The 18,135-nt window shown below is 55.5% G+C and carries 20 protein-coding genes; 6 read left to right on the top strand and 14 right to left on the bottom strand.

The genetic code is table 11. The features are described from left to right. Nucleotides 1–75: 75 nt before the first annotated feature. The 10 genes from mprA to ACMWL8_RS12995 all read right to left on the bottom strand — a co-directional run bounded on the left by mprA (nucleotide 76) and on the right by ACMWL8_RS12995 (nucleotide 10,178). A complete protein-coding gene (mprA, locus tag ACMWL8_RS13040; RefSeq protein ID WP_041911975.1) occupies nucleotides 76–606 on the bottom strand; it encodes a transcriptional repressor MprA in 531 nt (176 codons plus the stop codon). 315 nt (nucleotides 607–921) lie between these two features. Beyond that, nucleotides 922–2,106 carry an MFS transporter gene (locus ACMWL8_RS13035; RefSeq protein WP_028014180.1) on the bottom strand — a complete coding sequence of 395 codons (1,185 nt, stop codon included), beginning with the start codon at nucleotides 2,104–2,106 and terminating at the stop codon, nucleotides 922–924. 172 nt (nucleotides 2,107–2,278) lie between these two features. After that, a complete protein-coding gene (proX, locus tag ACMWL8_RS13030) occupies nucleotides 2,279–3,274 on the bottom strand; it encodes a glycine betaine/L-proline ABC transporter substrate-binding protein ProX (protein WP_045260894.1) in 996 nt (331 codons plus the stop codon). A 9-nt stretch (nucleotides 3,275–3,283) separates the two neighbouring features. Continuing rightward, nucleotides 3,284–4,348: a glycine betaine/L-proline ABC transporter permease ProW gene (gene proW / locus ACMWL8_RS13025; protein ID WP_028014178.1), complete on the bottom strand. Its 1,065-nt coding sequence runs from the start codon at nucleotides 4,346–4,348 to the stop codon at nucleotides 3,284–3,286. Then, a complete protein-coding gene (gene proV, locus ACMWL8_RS13020; protein WP_045260893.1) occupies nucleotides 4,341–5,543 on the bottom strand; it encodes a glycine betaine/L-proline ABC transporter ATP-binding protein ProV in 1,203 nt (400 codons plus the stop codon). Before proV ends, proW begins: the two co-directional genes overlap by 8 nt. Before the next feature lie 332 nt (nucleotides 5,544–5,875). After that, nucleotides 5,876–6,835 (bottom strand): class 1b ribonucleoside-diphosphate reductase subunit beta, encoded by a 960-nt coding sequence (nrdF, locus tag ACMWL8_RS13015; protein ID WP_045260892.1) that lies wholly within the window; start codon nucleotides 6,833–6,835, stop codon nucleotides 5,876–5,878. Between the two features lie 9 nt (nucleotides 6,836–6,844). Next, complete coding sequence (gene nrdE / locus ACMWL8_RS13010; RefSeq protein ID WP_045260891.1) at nucleotides 6,845–8,989, bottom strand: class 1b ribonucleoside-diphosphate reductase subunit alpha; 2,145 nt, start codon at nucleotides 8,987–8,989, stop codon at nucleotides 6,845–6,847. After that, on the bottom strand, nucleotides 8,962–9,372 hold the full coding sequence (gene nrdI, locus ACMWL8_RS13005) for a class Ib ribonucleoside-diphosphate reductase assembly flavoprotein NrdI (protein ID WP_045260890.1): 411 nt from the start codon (nucleotides 9,370–9,372) through the stop codon (nucleotides 8,962–8,964). The genes nrdE and nrdI overlap by 28 nt, the downstream gene beginning before the upstream one ends. Next, on the bottom strand, nucleotides 9,369–9,608 hold the full coding sequence (gene nrdH, locus ACMWL8_RS13000; protein ID WP_041908533.1) for a glutaredoxin-like protein NrdH: 240 nt from the start codon (nucleotides 9,606–9,608) through the stop codon (nucleotides 9,369–9,371). Before nrdH ends, nrdI begins: the two co-directional genes overlap by 4 nt. A gap of 243 nt (nucleotides 9,609–9,851) precedes the next feature. Further along, a complete protein-coding gene (locus ACMWL8_RS12995; RefSeq protein ID WP_045260889.1) occupies nucleotides 9,852–10,178 on the bottom strand; it encodes a DUF883 domain-containing protein in 327 nt (108 codons plus the stop codon). Nucleotides 10,179–10,338: 160 nt separating this feature from the next. On the opposite strand from ACMWL8_RS12995, the gene ACMWL8_RS12990 reads away from it, so the two are divergent. After that, nucleotides 10,339–10,683, top strand: a complete 345-nt coding sequence (locus tag ACMWL8_RS12990; RefSeq protein WP_023308923.1) for a DUF2002 family protein — start codon at nucleotides 10,339–10,341, stop codon at nucleotides 10,681–10,683. A gap of 32 nt (nucleotides 10,684–10,715) precedes the next feature. On the opposite strand, the gene alaE is transcribed toward ACMWL8_RS12990, so the two are convergent. Further along, a complete protein-coding gene (alaE, locus tag ACMWL8_RS12985; RefSeq protein ID WP_028014172.1) occupies nucleotides 10,716–11,165 on the bottom strand; it encodes an L-alanine exporter AlaE in 450 nt (149 codons plus the stop codon). A gap of 493 nt (nucleotides 11,166–11,658) precedes the next feature. Here alaE and stpA point away from each other — a divergent pair, with 493 nt between their 5' ends. Continuing rightward, entirely contained in the window at nucleotides 11,659–12,063 is a 405-nt protein-coding gene (gene stpA, locus ACMWL8_RS12980) for a DNA-binding protein StpA (RefSeq protein ID WP_028014171.1), read from the top strand. Between the two features lie 38 nt (nucleotides 12,064–12,101). On the opposite strand, the gene ACMWL8_RS12975 is transcribed toward stpA, so the two are convergent. Beyond that, nucleotides 12,102–12,281, bottom strand: coding sequence for a hypothetical protein (locus ACMWL8_RS12975; protein ID WP_028014170.1), 180 nt, complete (start codon nucleotides 12,279–12,281; stop codon nucleotides 12,102–12,104). Between the two features lie 79 nt (nucleotides 12,282–12,360). After that, on the bottom strand, nucleotides 12,361–12,882 hold the full coding sequence (locus tag ACMWL8_RS12970; RefSeq protein ID WP_028014169.1) for a rhodanese family protein: 522 nt from the start codon (nucleotides 12,880–12,882) through the stop codon (nucleotides 12,361–12,363). A gap of 179 nt (nucleotides 12,883–13,061) precedes the next feature. On the opposite strand from ACMWL8_RS12970, the gene ACMWL8_RS12965 reads away from it, so the two are divergent. Continuing rightward, entirely contained in the window at nucleotides 13,062–13,220 is a 159-nt protein-coding gene (locus tag ACMWL8_RS12965; protein ID WP_032644909.1) for a YqaE/Pmp3 family membrane protein, read from the top strand. Here ACMWL8_RS12965 and ACMWL8_RS12960 read toward each other — a convergent pair. Continuing rightward, entirely contained in the window at nucleotides 13,217–14,146 is a 930-nt protein-coding gene (locus ACMWL8_RS12960; RefSeq protein ID WP_028014168.1) for a LysR substrate-binding domain-containing protein, read from the bottom strand. The genes ACMWL8_RS12965 and ACMWL8_RS12960 overlap by 4 nt on opposite strands. A 319-nt stretch (nucleotides 14,147–14,465) precedes the next feature. Between ACMWL8_RS12960 and ACMWL8_RS12955 the strand changes: the two genes are divergently transcribed. From ACMWL8_RS12955 to ACMWL8_RS12945, 3 genes are all read left to right on the top strand, one after another. Continuing rightward, nucleotides 14,466–15,071 carry an ankyrin repeat domain-containing protein gene (locus tag ACMWL8_RS12955; RefSeq protein WP_041908539.1) on the top strand — a complete coding sequence of 202 codons (606 nt, stop codon included), beginning with the start codon at nucleotides 14,466–14,468 and terminating at the stop codon, nucleotides 15,069–15,071. Nucleotides 15,072–15,178: 107 nt separating this feature from the next. Continuing rightward, on the top strand, nucleotides 15,179–16,720 hold the full coding sequence (fdrA, locus tag ACMWL8_RS12950) for an acyl-CoA synthetase FdrA (RefSeq protein WP_045260888.1): 1,542 nt from the start codon (nucleotides 15,179–15,181) through the stop codon (nucleotides 16,718–16,720). After that, a complete protein-coding gene (locus ACMWL8_RS12945) occupies nucleotides 16,720–18,135 on the top strand; it encodes a DUF1116 domain-containing protein (RefSeq protein WP_414751593.1) in 1,416 nt (471 codons plus the stop codon). The genes fdrA and ACMWL8_RS12945 overlap by 1 nt, the downstream gene beginning before the upstream one ends.

The raw sequence follows: 18,135 nt of genomic DNA, 5'->3' as shown, positions 1-18,135 counted from the left end.
AGAAAGGCCAGCAGTGTGACGTGCTGGCCTGTCGGTTTTCTTATATAAATCTGGATTGTTGAGCGTGTCGTCGCGTTAGCGCAGCGCCTCAAGAACAGCGCCTTCTTCATCCATCTGGTCCAGACGGGTGAGCAGCTTGCGAGTGATATGCTCAAGCTGGTCGCGCTCGGAAGTACTGAGGGCAGACCAGAGTTTGTGCAGGCAATTGTGCTGAGGTGGCAGCACCTCACGCAGGAACTGGTGACCTTTATCGGTCAATTGCAGATGCAGGCAGCGGCGATCGTTATCGCTTTCACGGCGCTCAATCCAGCCGCGCTTTTCCAGCTCATCGGCAATACGGGTCGCATTGGTACGGGACGATCCCAGCGCGCAGCTCAGCTCAGAAGGCTGAATGCTATGGTTTTCCTGAGACTCCAGCGTAATCAACGCCATAAACAACGTCTCGTTAATCCCTTGAGCTTTCAGCATTTTATTACGATTTTCCAGCAGCTTACCCTGCATGTGCATGCACAGGCGGGTCAGCAGGATTTCCTGATACGGGAAGTCCTCATGACGACTGGCGCGGAATTTAAGCATTTGTTCAATGGGCGTAAACGAACTATCCATTTTGGGCATAACCTCATTAATTACAGCCGATATAGTAACGATGGTGACAAATAATGTAAATGAATTATTTGTGCGGTTATATCCGCCAAACGAATGCCACCATCAAAGAGCGCCGGGTAAGTCCGTGACCCGGTGAGCACAGAAAGCGTAGGGTATAAACCCGCTGAAGAGAGGATGTGGGGACGGGGGTCTGAACTATTCATGCCAATTGTAGATATGTCACCCACATTAAAATTTCTGGGATAAATGATTACGTTTACATTAACAGACTGCCGGGCCCCTTTACACCCTAAGAGGCCCAAAGCAATGTAAAACTTAATGAATTGCTTCCTGACGATGATAGCCGCGCCACCATACAACCAAGTTAAGCGCGGCGACGAGTGCCCCTATCCCGCACACACCTGACCAGCCGGCATGCTGCCACGCTGACGCTGATATTAACGAACCCGCCGCACCACCAATGAAGTAGCTGGTCATGTATCCGGCCGTGAGGCGGTTACGCGCCTCGGGCTTCACGCGGTAAATCACGGTCTGGTTGGTGATGTGAACACCCTGTACGGTGAGATCGAGCACCAGAATACCGACGATCAGCGCCAGCACCGAGACGTGCCCATACCAGATGGCCGCCCAGGAGAGCAGGAGCAAAATCAGTCCGGCTGTCGTGGTCATGTGCGATTTGCCTTTATCAGCCAGCCCGCCTGCCGGGCGAGCGCCCAATGCACCGGCGGCACCGGCCAGACCGAACAGACCAATCACCCCTTCGGAATAATTGAACGGCGGTGCTGCCAGCAGAAACGCCATCGACGTCCAGAGAATGCTGAAGTTGGCGAAGGTTAAACACCCCAGCAGAGCGCGGGTGCGCAGCAGTTTATCCTGCGTGAACAGGCTAAACACGGAGGCCAGAAGCTGCGGGTAATTCAGGTGGTTCTCCTGCTTCACCTTCGGCAGCCCGCGCCACAGCGCCAGCGCCATCACCACCATCAATACGCTCGCCACCCAGTAGACGGTGCGCCAGCCGCCGAGGCTTGCCAGCAGCCCGGCAACGGTTCGCGCCAGCAGAATGCCCAGCAGCAGGCCGCTCATGATAGTGCCGACCACTTTGCCGCGTTTTTCCGGCGAGGCGAGCGTTGCGGCGAGAGGCACCAGGATTTGCGCGACGACGGAGAAAAGCCCCGTTAGCGCGGTACCGACGATCATCATCGTCAGCGACTGGCTGCTGGCGGTGATCAGCATGCCGCCTGCCGCCAGAAGCGTCATAGAGACGATAAGCATCCGGCGCTCAAACATATCGCCCAATGGCACCAGGAACAGCAGCCCTGCCGCATAGCCGAGCTGCGCAGCGGTGACGATAAAGCCGGCGGAGCTGGCTGAAAGATCGAAGGCGCGCGCGATAGTATCAAGCAGAGGTTGTGCGTAATAGTTGCTGGCGACTGCCAGACCCGTTGCCACGGACATTAAAAGGATGAGTGCGGGGCTAAGCCCCTGAGATGTTTTTGTCATTAGTTTCAGGAATCGTGAGTTAAGTGATTATTTTTCCGGAAACCATAATAGCTAATGATTGAGAATGTTGGGGGATTGTTATGTGTGTGTTTGTGCGGTTAATCCCCTCACCCTAACCCTCTCCCCAGAAGGGTGTACGGTCCGGGGGGAAGGGTAAGGTTGTGTTGTGTTTTTACTTCTGCGCCGCAAGCGCCTCTTTCACCCAGCCATCAAACTGCTGCTGGTGGGCTTTGATCCAGCCATCCACGTGGCCTTTAACATCCGCCTCAGAGGATTTGCCCGCATGCATCATCGCATTCTGGGCGTTGATGTCCGCCAGCGGCAGCTTCATCACCGAGAACAGCTTCGCCGCAGCCGGGTTTTTCTCCGCCCAGGCTTTGTTCGCCACGATGTGCATAGTGTTCACCGGGAAGCCATAGTTCATGCCGTTCGGCAGTTTGGTGTCGATATCTTTCTGCTCGCCGGGCAGGGAGGAGAACGGCACCTGTAACCACACCACGTCTTTGCCCGGCTTCAGCACGTCGCTGACCCAGTACGGCGTCCAGGTGTAGTAGATCACCGGCTTGCCTTCTTTAAAGCGGGCAATGGTGTCGGCCATCATCGCGGAGTAGTTGCCGTGGCTCACGTCGACGGTTTTCGCCAGATCGAACGCTTTGTTCTGGTGGTTAATCACCGCTTCGCAGCCCCAGCCCGGCGAGCAGCCCATCATGTCGGCCTTGCCGTCACCGTTGGTGTCGAACAGTCTGGCGATCTTCGGATCTTTCAGTTGCTCAATATTGGTGATGTGGTACTTATCAGCGGTTTTCTTGTCGATCAGATAACCCTGCGCCGCGCCGGTCACGAAGGTGCCTTCGCGATAGAATTTCTTATCGCCACCTGCGGCGGCATACATGTCGTCGTGCAGCGGCTGCCAGTTCACGGCGGTAAAGGTGGCATCACCGGAGGCAATCGAGGTGTAGCCCACGTTGTAATCCACTTCGCTCGGCGTGTTGACCGTATAGCCCAGCTTCTCCAGCGCGCGGCTGACGATCAGGGTCTGGAAGCTCTCTTCCGAAATGGTGCTCTGCACCGGCTGCACGGTAATGCCTTTGCCCGGCAGGTCAGCGGCAAACGCGCTGGTGGAGACAAGGGTGGCAAACGCTGTGGCAAAAAGTACGTTATGTCGCATCGTTGTTCCTTATTTTGTAAATGGGCGGGTCAGTAACCCGACAGGGCCGGTGGTGTACCAGCGACGGTTGCCGCGACTGCGTGAATCACGACCGACAGCCTGGGTCAGGCGGTCAAGGATAATGGCGAGGATCACAATCCCGACGCCCCCGACGGTCGCCAGCCCCATGTCGAGACGGCCAATGCCGCGCAGCACCATCTGGCCGAGACCGCCAACGGCGATCATCGAGGCGATCACCACCATGGACAGTGCCAGCATCAGCGTCTGGTTAACGCCCGCCATAATGGTCGGCATCGCCAGCGGAAGCTGAACCTTAAACAGCATCTGACGCGGGCTGGCGCCGAACGAGCGCGAGGCCTCAATCAGATCCGCCGGCACCTGGTTAATGCCCAGGATCGTCAGGCGAATAATCGGCGGCAGGGCGAAGATAATGGTCACCACCACGCCCGGCACGTTACCGATGCCGAACAGCATCACGATAGGCACCAGATAGACGAACGCCGGGGTGGTCTGCATCGCATCCAGCAGGGGACGAATAATCTTCGCCGCCCGCGGGCTGCGCGCCAGCCAGATCCCCATCGGCAGGCCGATGACAATGCAGAAGAGCAGGGCGGTCAGCACCAGCGCCAGGGTAATCATCGCCTGAGACCACGCGCCAATCGCGCCAATGGCGATCAGGGAGATCAGCGTGGCGACGCCCATACCCGCGCTACCGAACTGCCACGCGATCAGCGAGAACAGGATTATCGCCACGGGCGCCGGCATGCCCAGCATCAGCTGCTGGAAGCCGTTCAGGATGTAATCCACCGGGATGCGGATCCCCTGGAACACCGGGCGGAAATGGGTAACGACCCAGTCGATCCCCTCTGTCACCCAGCTGTCCAGCGGGATCAGCGTCTTGTGGAACGGATCCATAATATTGAAATGCTCTGGCGCAGGCGCGGGTGCGCTGTTGAGCCAGTCCGCCGCGCCGCCGCCGTCGGCAGGTGCGGGCGTGGAACCCCACGCATCGGCAGATTGCGCCGCGCTGTCCGCAGCTTCAGTGGTACCCCATGGGTTTGATTGATCAGCCATTGTTTGCCCCCTCGCGATCTAAAGCCTGTAGCAGCATCCGTTTTGAGATGATGCCAACGTACTGTTGTTCTTCACCGACAACCGGCACGGCGCAAGGCGCCTGACCCACGTGAGAGAGCAACTCGCTAAGCGGCGTTTCGGCATCCACGGCAAGTGGAGCGTCAATCAACGCCGCATCGATTCCCTGGTTTTCGCTCAGGGCGGTTTTCAGAGAGTCGATGGAGACAACGCCGACAAATTTATTGCCGCGTTCAACCAGATAACCGTATTCACGGTCTTCATCCTGCAATAGCTTCAGCGCGGAGCGCGGGCCGAAGCCTGGCGTTTTTCGAATAATGCCGTTTGGCGTTCGGCGGGCAATATCTTTCGCGCTAAATACCTGGCTAATATCCACGCCGCGGAAGAAGGTGCGCACGTAATCATTCGCCGGATTATTCAGAATTTCATCCGGCGTGCCGACCTGCACCACTTCGCCATTTTGCATAATGGCAATGCGGTCGCCAATACGCATGGCTTCATCGAGATCGTGAGAAATAAAGACAATGGTGCGCTGGTGTTTGGCCTGTAATTTTACCAGCTCATCCTGCATCTCGGTGCGAATTAAAGGATCGAGGGCGGAGAAGGCTTCATCCATTAATAATATGTCTGGATTAATGGCTAACGCGCGGGCTAATCCAACGCGCTGACGCATCCCGCCCGAAAGCTCGTCCGGGTAGGCATGAGCGTAATTTTCCAGCCCAACCTGACGCAAAGCATCCAGGGCTTTTTCCTGACGTTCCTGAGCAGGCGTGCCGGCTAATTCCATACCGAAGGCGGTATTATCGAGCACCGTCATATGCGGCATCAGCGCGAATGACTGAAACACCATTGCGATCTTCTTTCTGCGCACCTCGCGGAGTTCTGCGTCTGAGATTCTGGCGATATCCACGCCGTCAATCAGCACCTGTCCGCGGGTGGGTTCAATCAGGCGATTGAGAAGGCGAACCATAGTGGATTTACCCGAACCGGATAACCCCATGATGACAAAAATCTCGCCTTCTTCAATGGCCAGACTGGCGTCTTTAACGCCAAGCGATAGCCCGGTTTTTTCCAGAATTTGCTCTTTCGAAAGGCCTTTCTCAATATATTTGAATGCGCGCTGCGGGTGCTCGCCAAATATTTTATAAAGATTTTTCACTTCTAATTTAATTGCCATGCAATAGAGAGTGTCCTGTTATTTGTTTATGTCGATATGATTACCATGGTAAATTGTTAACGGGCATAACCCTAACATACTGAGAATCTGAGACAACCCTGAGTTAGCCTGACGCCGGAATTTTGCTGCAAGCGAAACGGCTGAATTTCCCATGAATAAAGGGCTGAGGACGGTTTGAATTTTTCTCAATTTTTTGCTGCTGCGTCGGGAAATTCGCCTGAATCGGTGTGATTCAGGCGAATATGACGGGGAAATTACAGTGTAGTTCCTGGTGAAATAGTGGTGTGGAAATAATGAGATTTATATTTAATTAATGAACGTTAATTCATACATTAAAAATCCCAGTCCTCATCTTCTGTCTCCACCGCTTTACCCATCACGTACGACGATCCGGACCCGGAGAAGAAATCGTGGTTTTCGTCCGCATTGGGCGACAGCGCCGCGAGGATTGCCGGGTTTACCTCCGCCATCTCCGGCGGGAAAAGCGCGTCGTAGCCCAGGTTCATCAGCGCTTTGTTCGCGTTGTAGCAGAGAAACGCCTTCACGTCCTCTTCCCAGCCCGTTCCGGCGTACAGCTCTTCGGTATAGCTCAACTCGTTGTCATACAGATCCATCAGCAAATCGAGGGCGAAACCTTTGAGTTCCTCGCGTTTTTCCGGGCTGACTTTCTCCAGCCCTTTCTGATACTTATAGCCGATGTAATACCCGTGCACCGCCTCGTCACGGATAATGAGGCGAATCAAATCGGCGGTGTTGGTGAGCTTGCCCCGGCTCGACCAGTACATGGGCAGCCAGAAGCCGGAATAGAAGAGGAAGGATTCCAGGAACACGCTGGCGATCTTCTTCTTCAGCGGCTCGTCGGCGCGGTAATACTCCAGCACCAGCTCCGCCTTTCGCTGCAATGACGCGCTCTCTTCGCTCCAAGCGTAGGCCGCGTCCACGTCTTTGGTCTGGCACAGCGTCGAGAAAATCGAGCTGTAGGAGCGGGCATGTACCGCCTCCATAAAGCTGATGTTCGACATCACCGCCTCTTCGTGCGGCGTCAGCGCGTCGCTCATCAGAGCGGGTGCACCGACGGTATTCTGAATGGTGTCCAGCAGCGTCAGGCCGGTAAAGACGCGGATCGTCAGCTGCTGTTCGGCGTGGCTCAGCGTCTGCCAGGCTGGAATATCATTGGAGAGCGGCACCTTTTCCGGCAGCCAGAAGTTGCTGGTCAGGCGGTTCCACACCTCCAGGTCTTTATCGTCCTGAATCTTGTTCCAGTTAACGGCACTCACGCGTGACAGTTTCATCCTTTCTCCTTACAGCGCGCAGGACACGCAGCCTTCGATTTCGGTGCCTTCCAGCGCAAGCTGGCGCAGGCGAATGTAGTACAGCGTTTTGATGCCTTTCTTCCAGGCGTAAATCTGCGCTTTGTTGATATCCCGCGTGGTGGCGGTGTCCGGGAAGAAGAGCGTCAGCGACAGCCCCTGGTCCACGTGCTTCGTGGCCTCGGCGTAGGTATCAATGATTTTTTCCGGGCCGATCTCGTACGCGTCCTGGTACAGCGCCAGGTTCTCATTGGTCATTAACGGGGCAGGGTAGTAGACGCGTCCGGTTTTGCCTTCCTTACGGATCTCAATCTTCGACACGATCGGGTGAATGCTCGATGTGGCGTGGTTGATGTAGGAAATCGAACCGGTTGGCGGTACCGCCTGCAGGTTCTGGTTATAAATGCCGTAGCGCATCACATCGTCGCGCAACTGCTGCCACATCTCGCGCGTCGGCAGGGTAATGCCGGCGCGGTCAAACAGCGCGCGCACTTTTTCGGTTTTCGGCTGCCAGTCGCCTTCCAGATACTGGCTGAAATACGCCCCGCTGGCGTAGCGCGACTGCTCAAAGCCTGCGAACCGCTGGTTGCGCTCGCGCGCCAGCATCATTGAGGTATGCAGCGCATGCCAGGTGACGGTGTAGAAATAGAGATTCGTGAAATCCAGCCCTTCCGGGCTGCCGTAGGCGATGCCTTCCCGTGCCAGATAGCCGTGCAGGTTCATCTGCCCCAGGCCGATGGCGTGCGACGCGGCGTTGCCCGCCTCAATGGACGGCACGCTGCGGATGTGGCTCATGTCCGATACCGCCGTCAGCCCGCGAACGGCAGTCTCCACCGTGCGGCCAAAATCCGGCGAATCCATGGTGTGGGCAATATTCAGCGACCCGAGGTTGCAGGAGATATCTTTGCCGATCTCCGCGTAGTCCAGGTTTTCGTCGTAAGCGGAGGCGCTGTTGACCTGCAAAATTTCCGAGCACAGGTTGCTCATGTTAATGCGCCCGGCAATCGGGTTGGCGCGGTTTACCGTATCCTCGTACATGATGTACGGATAGCCGGATTCAAACTGAATTTCCGCAAGCGTCTGGAAGAAATCGCGGGCGTTGATGTATTTCTTGCGGATGCGATCGTCTGCAACCAGCTCGTTATAAAGCTCGCTTATCGCCACGTCGCCAAACGCTTTGCCGTAGATCCGCTCCACGTCATACGGCGAGAAGAGCGCCATGTCGGCATTCTCTTTGGCCAGCTTAAACGTGATATCCGGGATCGTCACGCCGAGCGACAGGGTTTTGATGCGGATTTTTTCGTCGGCGTTTTCACGTTTGGTATCGAGAAAACGCAGGATGTCCGGGTGGTGCGCGTGCAGGTAAACCGCCCCCGCCCCCTGGCGTGCGCCAAGCTGGTTGGCGTAGGAGAAGGCATCTTCCAGCATTTTCATCACCGGGATGACGCCGGAAGACTGGTTTTCGATGCGTTTGATCGGCGCGCCCGCTTCCCGCAGGTTCGAGAGCAGAAACGCCACGCCGCCGCCGCGTTTGGAAAGCTGCAGCGCCGAGTTCACCGCACGGCCAATCGACTCCATATTGTCTTCGATGCGCAGCAGGAAGCAGGAGACCAGCTCGCCGCGCTGGGCTTTACCACAGTTGAGAAACGTCGGCGTGGCGGGCTGGAAGCGGCCGGAGAGGATCTCCTCCGTCAGCCGTTCAGCCAGCGCTTCATCGCCCTGGGCCAGCGTCAGGGCCACCATCACGGTGCGATCTTCAAAGCTTTCCAGGTAGCGTTTGCCGTCGAAGGTTTTCAGGGTGTAGCTGGTGTAATACTTCCATGCGCCAAGAAACGTCTGGAAGCGAAAACCGCTGGCGTGCGCACGTTCAAACAGTCTTACCACGAAGGGACGATCGTAGCGGGCCAGGACGCGCTCCTCGTAGTAGCCCTCGTTAACCAGATAGTCGAGACGTTCATTCTGGCTTGAAAACGTCACGCTGTTGGGCCGCACGTGGGCGGCGAAAAAAGCCTCTACCGCCTCGCGATCTTTGCCAAACTGAATGCGCCCCTCCCGGTCATAGAGGTTAAGCATCGCGTTTAATGCGTGGTAGTCCGGCGTCGCCTGAATTACCCGTTCTGCGGTTGTCGTTGCCAAAATTCGTTCACTCCTTTACGCACGTTTTCTACGTCCTGCTGTGTCCCCATCAGTTCAAAACGATAGAGATACGGCACGCCGCATTTTCGAGAGATGACATCCCCGGCGCGGCCAAAGGCATCGCCAAAATTACGATTGCCCGCCGCGATCACGCCCCGAATCAGTACCCGGTTATGAGGATCGTTCAGAAAGCGGATCACCTGGCGAGGTACTGCTCCTGCCGTACCGCCGCCGCCATAGCTGGGCACCACCAGAATGTAAGGTTCGTCTACCTGAATGCGCTCCCGCTCATTGAGCGGAATACGCACCGCAGGCAGCCCGAGGCGCTCAATAAAGCGGAGCGTGTTTTCTGAGCTGCTGGAGAAGAAGACCAGCCCACTCATGCACGCGTGGCCTGAGCGCTCAGGCGGTTAATCATGTCCGGGCGAAAGCCAGACCAGCTGGTATCACCGGCAACCACCACCGGAAGCTGACGAAATCCCTGTTCGCGCAGGGTATCCGCGGCATCGGGCACCAGGTCGATATTTACCATCTCAAACGCCACGCCGCGGCTCTCCATCGCCCGTTTGGTGGCGTGGCACTGAACACAATCGTTACGAGTGTAAATAATAATGCTCATGATTCGTATTTCCATTTAGAATGAGAAAACGGCGCGAGTTAACGCGTCATAGAGTGTGTGTCTTTCTTAAGGGAATACTAGATGTAGTTGATAAAAGATTCAACCATACAAGATATGGGAAATTCAGATTAATATTGCCCTGATGATGAGCACAGCGGGGCAGGGCGGGCTGTACGGGTTTTTCAGGCTTACAGGCATAAAAAAGCCCCGGAGCCTGAGGCTACCGGGGTTGAGAATGCGGGCTTACTTACGCAGGCTGAGTAGGGCTCCGACAAAAATGCCGACCGCCGCGACGGTTCCCAGCGTACACAGTGGTTTCTCACGTACGAAGGTCGTAGCACAGCTTGCCATTTCGCAGGCCGCCTGCGTAGCGCGTGAACGTCCGTTCATACGGGCGCGGGTTTCACGGAGCAGAGACTGAGCCTTACGTTTCGCAGCATCTGCTTCATCCTTCGCATCCGATCCCCAGGATTTCAGCACTTCCTCAAGCGTGTCCGCTAATTGGCTGACATCATTACGAATATCCTGCGCGTCGTCGTTAATATCGTTTCGGTTCGGTCTGTTAAACATACGATCCTCCGTAATTTTGTGTTCCCGTTTAGTTTAGTTCAGAAATTTAATATCTGAAGCGCGTCACGCGTTATCCGCCAGTTTATGGACTATTCTGAAAGCCCTGCTAATGCTGATTACTGTAAGGTTGCCGGGCAGGAAAAGATAACGAGGAAAAGATATGTATTTACGACCTGACGAGGTGGCACGCGTTCTTGAAAAAGAGGGATTCACCATGGATGAGGTGACGCCAAAAGCGTATGGATATCGCCGCGGCGAGAATTATGTTTATGTTAATCGTGAAGCCAGGATGGGACGTACCGCTCTCATTATTCACCCGACGCTGAAAGACAGAAGTCTGTCATTTGCTGAGCCTGCCTCGGATATTAAAACCTGCGACCACTATCAGCAATTTCCGCTCTATTTAGGCGGTGAACGGCATGAGCATTATGGTATTCCGCACGGTTTCAGTTCGCGTATGGCGCTGGAGCGGTTTCTGAAGGGACTGTTTGGCGACGTACAGTAAATCTGCGACTGGCTTTCGCCAGTCGCTTCACATTACGCTTTTACCTGGCCGTACTGGCTGACCTTAAACAGGCGGCGGCAGTAGTCGAGGAAATAGCCGTATACCGCACCCATCAGCATTGATACCACGATATTCGAACTGACCGCTGCGGCGATCTGGTGCCAGTCCGCGCCCACTGTCAGGAGAATAGCCACGTAGACCGGCGACTGGAACGTGACGTACGCCAGCACGTCGGCAAGATTTTTCATCCAGCCCGCCGGGCTGATGCGGCGCGCGAAACGCATAACGGCATCGCGGTATAGCCCGTAAGGCCATGCGATAATAATATTGACCGGGATCGCCACCAGACGAGAAGAAAGTGACTGCTCGAAGGTCATTCCGGAGAGGAATATTTCAATCAGCATGTTCACAACGGAACAGTAGACAACCATCGCGAAAGTATCCGCCACCGCGTGGCGCAGGCGAGATTGCGGCGAGAACATGTCTGAACTCCTTGAGAAGAACGCAGTGGAATCGGTTTTCCTTCAGCGGCTAGTGCTTTAGGTTGGTTTGTTTGAGGTGCATAGCGTATATCTCTATGTTTGAACTAACAACTAGTGATTAATTTTTATTTACTCGCCTTTTGTCCACAAAATTCTCTAAAATCGGTTGTTTTTTATCCGGTTCGTTATAATCTGTCTCATCAAATGTTTTACTGATATAAATCAGTGTCTTAGATGTTTTGCTTTTGACGCAGAAATCCACTCCCCTGATGAGAGCGCAGTATGCTGTGATTTGGATTAAAGTTGACCATTTATATTGATTTGGTGATTAGATCTACGTGTTTCCCGCCAATGCTATGCGCTATTATTAACGGCGATATTTAAATATATTTACATTTATGCCCGTTTGGACCTTTGGGTAGATATTTCAACTGAAATGAATTATTCTTGGGGCGATTTATCTATTTACCCCAAAGAAAAGGTTTTCAATAATATGTCTTTGACGTTACAGAATCTTAATAATATCCGAACCCTGCGCGCGATGGCGCGAGAATTAACCCTGGACGTTCTTGAGGAAATGCTGGAAAAGGTCAGGGTCGTTACTGAAGAAAAACGCAATGAGCTGGCGGAATTAGAGCAGCAGCGCGCTGAACAGCAGGAAAAAATTAATAACCTGCTGGAACTGATGAAAGCCGATGGTATTTCTCCGACTGACCTGCTGGGTTCAGAACTGGCGCAGGCGGGTAAACCGACTAAAAAGCGTAAACCGCGTGAAGCGAAATATCGCTTTATTGACCAGAACGGTGAAGAAAAAACGTGGACCGGCCAGGGCCGCACGCCGAAGGCTATTGCCAGCGCACTGGCAGAGGGTAAATCACTGGATGATTTTCTGATCTAATACGTGGACCGGGCGGAACAAGCCGCCCGGTTGTCTGTTCAGCAGACGCCGAAATCACCTTCTTCGGTATACGGCGCCAAATCGGCCGCTTTCAGCGTATATTTCTCGCCTTGTTCATTGCTGGCCTGTACCGCCACCACGTTTTCACCGTTCACTTCGAGCACTTTCAGCTTTGGGCCGCCTTTTAGCGGTTGCACATAATCACCGACAGAAAACATATAACCTCCTCATCGTTTTAGCGATCTTCACCTTAGCCGACGTCTGATGTCGGGTACAGCGTAATTCATTGATTACTGCTTATGAGGTATGACGGTTCCACGGCATCACTTTCAGCAACCGTGCCATACCGCAAAAACCTGTCACACCGGCGAACAGCAGCCCGGCACCGACGAAACCGCTCAGCAGGAAAAAGCCGCTGGAGACGCTATAACCCAGCACCACGCCGCAGAGGATCAGCAGCCCGGCGGCAATTTGTACCTGCCGCATCAGCGGGAGCGGCTGGGATTTATCTTCAACGGTCAGCAGCCCGGCCTGCTTCCAGCCCTGAATGCCCCCCTCAACCACGAAGGCCTGAGCCGGCAATGCTGCCTGCGCAAGTCGCGCAGCATTGTTTGATGTCCGTGTCCCGGACTGACAGTGGAAAATCACCGTTTCACCAGGGGCAGCGTTGAGCCCGCCGGGTAAAGAATCCAGCGGTATGGAGCGTGCTGCCGGAATATGCTCGCGGGCATACTCATCGGGATCGCGAATATCAATCAGTTTTGCGCCTTCTTTAATAAGCGCGTTCGCCTGCTGTGGCGAAATAAGAGAAAGAGACATGGTGTTTCCTTACGGTCAATTTATGAGTAGTAGAACATTTAAGGAAGGGCTTAAGCCAGTGTAAAGAGGGTAAAGGCAGGTAAAAGCGCGAGAGACGAATGGCAGTAACCCGTAAACTGGCTATGCTTAGAGAAATGTCTCTTTTTAATTTTCAATTGGTTAGCTTGCACGGAGTGATTATGGGTTTTTGGCGCGTTGTTTTTACGATTATTCTCCCGCCGCTGGGCGTGCTGCTTGGCAAGGGACTGGGCTGGGCGTTTATTCTGAACATCCTTCTGACCATCCTGGGTTACTTCCCGGGCCTTATCCACGCGTTTTGGGTGCAGACGAAAAACTAAGCACGCCACAGTAAATCACTGTATATACCGGTTAATACGCCTTCCGGGCCAAACTGCTGTTTGATCCAGCGCGTCACCTGGCCGGTCGCCGCATGCTGCGTGGCGAGCAGCATGCGCGAGTCCTGACGCGGATTGTTAATACGCCGCGTGATGAGCAGACCGTCTTCCATCGCTTCTCTTGCCATGTATTCCGGCAAAAAGCCAATCCCTTCCCCCAGAATCTGGCACTGGCACTTGGTGTTGAAATCCGGCACCAGAATTGCCTCCTGCCCGTGCAGCAGCCAGCCGACCTTCTTGTTGATAGTATGCGCGGTATCTTCCACCATGATGTTGGGGTACAGGCGCAACTGGCTCTCCGCTATCGGTTCGGGAACAAAGGCGAGGGGATGTTCCGGCGCGATGGCAAACACCCAGCGAATGGCGCCAATTTCGGTGTAATCAATCCCGCCGCCGTCCAGCAGCGTATCCGGCGCGCCAATCGCGATGTTGGCCTGATTGTTGATGATCGAATCCCAGACGCCGTTATACACCTCGGTCGTCACCGTGATCTGGCAGGTGGGAAACTGCTTTTTCAGCACCTGCAGCAAACGCGCGGTATGGCGCGGCGTATACAAGAGCTGATTAATGCAGATGCGCACTCGCGCCTCGATGCCCTGCGAAATGGTATCAATCCCGCGCTTGATGGCGTGGAAGTCGTTCAGCAGGTCGGTGGCCTTACGGTAAAAATAAAACCCGGACTCCGTCAGCTCGATGCTGCGCGTGTTGCGCACAAACAGCACCACATCCAGCCCGGTCTCCATGCGCTTAATGGTGTAGCTAATGGCGGAGGTCGTCACACCCAGCTCGGCGGCGGCTTTGCTGAAGCTGCCGAAGCGTGCCGCGGTGGTGAAGGCCAGCAGGTTCTCTTCGGTAAAGATGGAATTCATATCACAGCATCCTCAGTCATCAGTTTTGAACATATTTTAACAGCGCCGTTACATCATATTTGAAGTGTGTCACAGTTCTGACTATTTACGCGGAGCCGCGTCCTGCAAGGCTTTTACAACCATAAGGATAATGCTGTCTGAGGCGCTAAAAAGCGGTAAACCATAAGAAAAAGGTTGCACAGACGCACGTTTTAGCCTGACTGTTGAATTTAACTCAACAATGAATTGCGTGTCGATGAATCATTTTTAAGCGGATTCTTTTGTGACCAGGCTGTTGCTATTCTCAGGTCATCAGAAGTGAAACATTGGGAGACTGAATATGTCTGCAAACGCACTCGTTACGGAATTTCTGCTGGCGGCAGAAGAGGGCAACATCGACGCGCTAAAAGCCTGCCTGGATAACGGCGTGGATATTAACGCCACCAACCGCCAGAAAAGAACCGCCATTATTATTGCCAGCCTGAAAAAGCATTATGCCTGCGTGGAATTTTTAATTGCCGCTGGCGCGGATATTGATAAACAGGACCAGACCTGTTTTAACCCCTTCCTGATAAGCTGCCTGACTAATGATTTAACCCTGCTGCGCATCGTTCTTCCGGCGAATCCGGATCTCGACCGTCTGACGCGCTTCGGCGGCGTGGGCATTACCCCTGCCAGTGAAAAAGGCCACGTTGAAATCGTGCGCGAGCTGCTGGAAAAAACCGATATTAACGTCAACCACACTAACTTTGTTGGCTGGACGCCGCTGCTGGAAGCCATCGTGCTGAATGACGGCGGCGCAAAGCAGCAGGAAATTGTGAAACTGCTGCTGGACCACGGCGCGAACCCGCACATGACCGATAAATACGGCAAAACCCCGCTCGAACTGGCGCGGGAAAAAGGCTTCGATGCAATAGCCGACCTGCTGCTGGCGGCGGGCGCATAACGCATTCGGCCAGCCACGTCCGGCTGGCCGTTAATTCAAACAGTATTTTTACCGACGTGCATTCTGCGCGACGGCGGCCCCCTTTTATCCGTATTCAGGAGAAAACAATGCCAACCAAAATCGTCATAAAAAAGAATACGTATTTCGATTCGGTTTCCTTAATGTCGGTTTCCACCAAAGCCAATAAATTGCCGGGCGTCGAACAGGCGTTTGTGGCAATGGCGACGGAAATGAATAAAGGCGTTCTGAAAAATCTCGGGCTGCTCACGCCGGAATTAGCGGAAGCCAAAAATGGCGACCTGATGATCGTGATTAAAGGCGACGCGGCGAACGATGAAACGCTGGCGGAAATAGAAGCTTTATTTACCCATAAAGCGAGCAGCGGCACCCATGAAGCACGCTACGCGACGATTGCCAGCGCCAAAACTCATCGCCCGGACAGCAACCTGGCGGTCATTTCCGTCAACGGCACCTTTGCCGCCCGCGAAGCGCGTCAGGCGCTGGAAAACGATCTTAACGTCATGCTCTTTTCCGATAACGTGTCGCTGGAGGACGAACTGGCGCTGAAGCAACTGGCGCATGAGAAAGGGCTGCTGATGATGGGGCCTGACTGCGGAACCGCCATCATCAACGGTGCGGGGCTGTGCTTCGCCAACGCGGTGCGTCGCGGGCCGATTGGGATTGTTGGCGCCTCCGGCACCGGCAGCCAGGAGCTGAGCGTGCGCATTCACGAGTTCGGCGGCGGCGTGTCGCAGCTGATCGGCACCGGCGGACGCGATCTCAGCGAGAAAATCGGCGGTCTCATGATGCTCGACGCCATTGACATGCTTGAGGCGGATGAGGGCACCCGGGTGATTGCGCTCATCTCCAAGCCGCCTGCGCCAGCGGTGGCAGAAAAGGTGCTGGCCCGCGCCAGAGCCTGCCGCAAGCCGGTGGTTGTTTGCTTCCTCGGCCGCAGCGAACCGCCCGCCGATGAAGACGGCCTGCAGTTTGCGCGTGGCACCAAAGAAGCGGCGCTGAAGGCGGTGCTGCTTACCGGCATTAAAAAAGAGTCCCTGGATCTCCATCCGCTCAACTGGCCTTTGATTGAAGAGGTGCGCGCCCGCCTGACCCCACAGCAGAAGTACATTCGCGGCCTGTTCTGCGGCGGCACCCTGTGCGACGAGGCGATGTTTGCCGCGCTGGAGAAGTTCGACGATGTCTGGAGCAATATCCAGCCGGATCCGGCTAAGCGCCTGAAGGACATCAGCGTCAGCCAGGCCCACACCTTCCTGGACTTCGGTGACGACGACTTCACCAACGGCAAACCGCACCCAATGATCGACCCGACCAACCGCATCAGCCGCCTGCTACAGGAGGCGCGCGATCCGCGGGTGGGCGTCATCGTGATGGACTTCGTGCTCGGCTTCGGCGCGCACGAGGATCCGGTGGGGGTGATGATCGAGGCGATCAAAGAGGCACAGGCGATCGCGAAAGCCGATAACCGTCCGCTGGAGATCCTCGGCTACGTGCTTGGCACCGACCAGGATCCGCAGTCGCTGGCGCAGCAGTGCCAGCTGCTGACCGACGCAGGCGTCATCTGGGCCAGCAGCAGCACCAACACCGGATTACTGGCACGTGAATTTGTCTGCAAAGGGGAGAAAGCATAATGACCACTTTATTCAACCAGCCGCTAAACGTCATTAACGTCGGCATTGCGATGTTCAGCGACGACCTCAAAAAGCAGCACATTCCCGTAACCCAGCTCGACTGGACGCCGCCGGGGCAGGGCAATATGCAGGTTGTTGAAGCGCTCGACCAGCTGGCAGAGAAACCGCTGGCGGAGAAGATCGCTGCCGCGAACAAAATCGCCCTTGAGCGCATCATCCAGTCTCACCCGGTGCTGGTGGGCTATGACCAGGCAATTAACGTAGTGCCGGGCATGACCCGCACCACCATTCTGCACGCCGGTCCGCCCGTCGCCTGGGAAAACATGTGCGGGGCGATGAAGGGCGCGGTTACCGGTGCGCTGGTATTTGAAGGGCTGGCAACGGATCTGGAGGATGCCGCAAGGCTGGCGGCTTCCGGGGAGATCACCTTCTCGCCGTGCCACGAGCACGACTGCGTGGGCTCCATGGCAGGCGTCACCTCCGCCTCGATGTTTATGCACATCGTTGAGAACAAAACCTACGGCAACCGGGCGTTCACCAACCTCAGCGAGCAGATGGCGAAGATCCTGCGTATGGGCGCTAACGACCAGAGCGTGATCGACCGCCTGAACAGGATGCGCGACGTGCTCGGCCCGATGCTGCGCGACGCGATGAATATCATCGGCGAAATCGACCTGCGCCTGATGCTGGCCCAGGCGCTGCACATGGGTGACGAGTGCCACAACCGCAACAACGCCGGCACCACGCTGCTGATCCAGGCCCTGACGCCGGGGCTGATTCAGGCGGGCTACCCGGTGGAGCAGCAGCGCGAGGTGTTTGAGTTTGTCGCCAGCAGCGACTACTTCTCCGGCCCGACGTGGATGGCGATGTGTAAAGCCGCGCTGGATGCCGCTCACGGCATTGAGTACAGCACCGTGGTTACCACCATGGCGCGCAACGGCTACGAGTTCGGCCTGCGCGTCTCCGGCCTGCCGGGACAGTGGTTCACCGGCCCGGCGCAGCAGGTGATTGGCCCGATGTTCGCAGGCTACAAGCCGGAAGACTCCGGGCTGGATATTGGCGACAGCGCCATCACCGAAACCTACGGCATCGGCGGCTTTGCGATGGCGACGGCACCGGCCATCGTTGCGCTGGTGGGCGGCACGGTGGAGGAAGCCATCGACTTCTCGCGCCAGATGCGCGAGATCACCCTCGGCGAGAACCCGAACGTCACCATTCCGCTGCTGTCGTTTATGGGCATTCCAACCGCCATCGACATCACCAGAGTGGCGGGCAGCGGCATTCTGCCGGTGATCAACACCGCCATTGCCCACAAAGACGCGGGCATCGGCATGATTGGGGCGGGCATCGTTCACCCGCCGTTTAGCTGTTTTGAAAAGGCGCTGTTGACCTTCCGCGATCGCTACGTTCTATAA

Origin of the sequence: Enterobacter sp. 04-C-12-SI-ECC (assembly GCF_047530715.1) — a bacterium.
Classification (GTDB): domain Bacteria; phylum Pseudomonadota; class Gammaproteobacteria; order Enterobacterales; family Enterobacteriaceae; genus Enterobacter; species Enterobacter bugandensis.
This window is presented reverse-complemented; position numbering and strand designations above follow the sequence as displayed.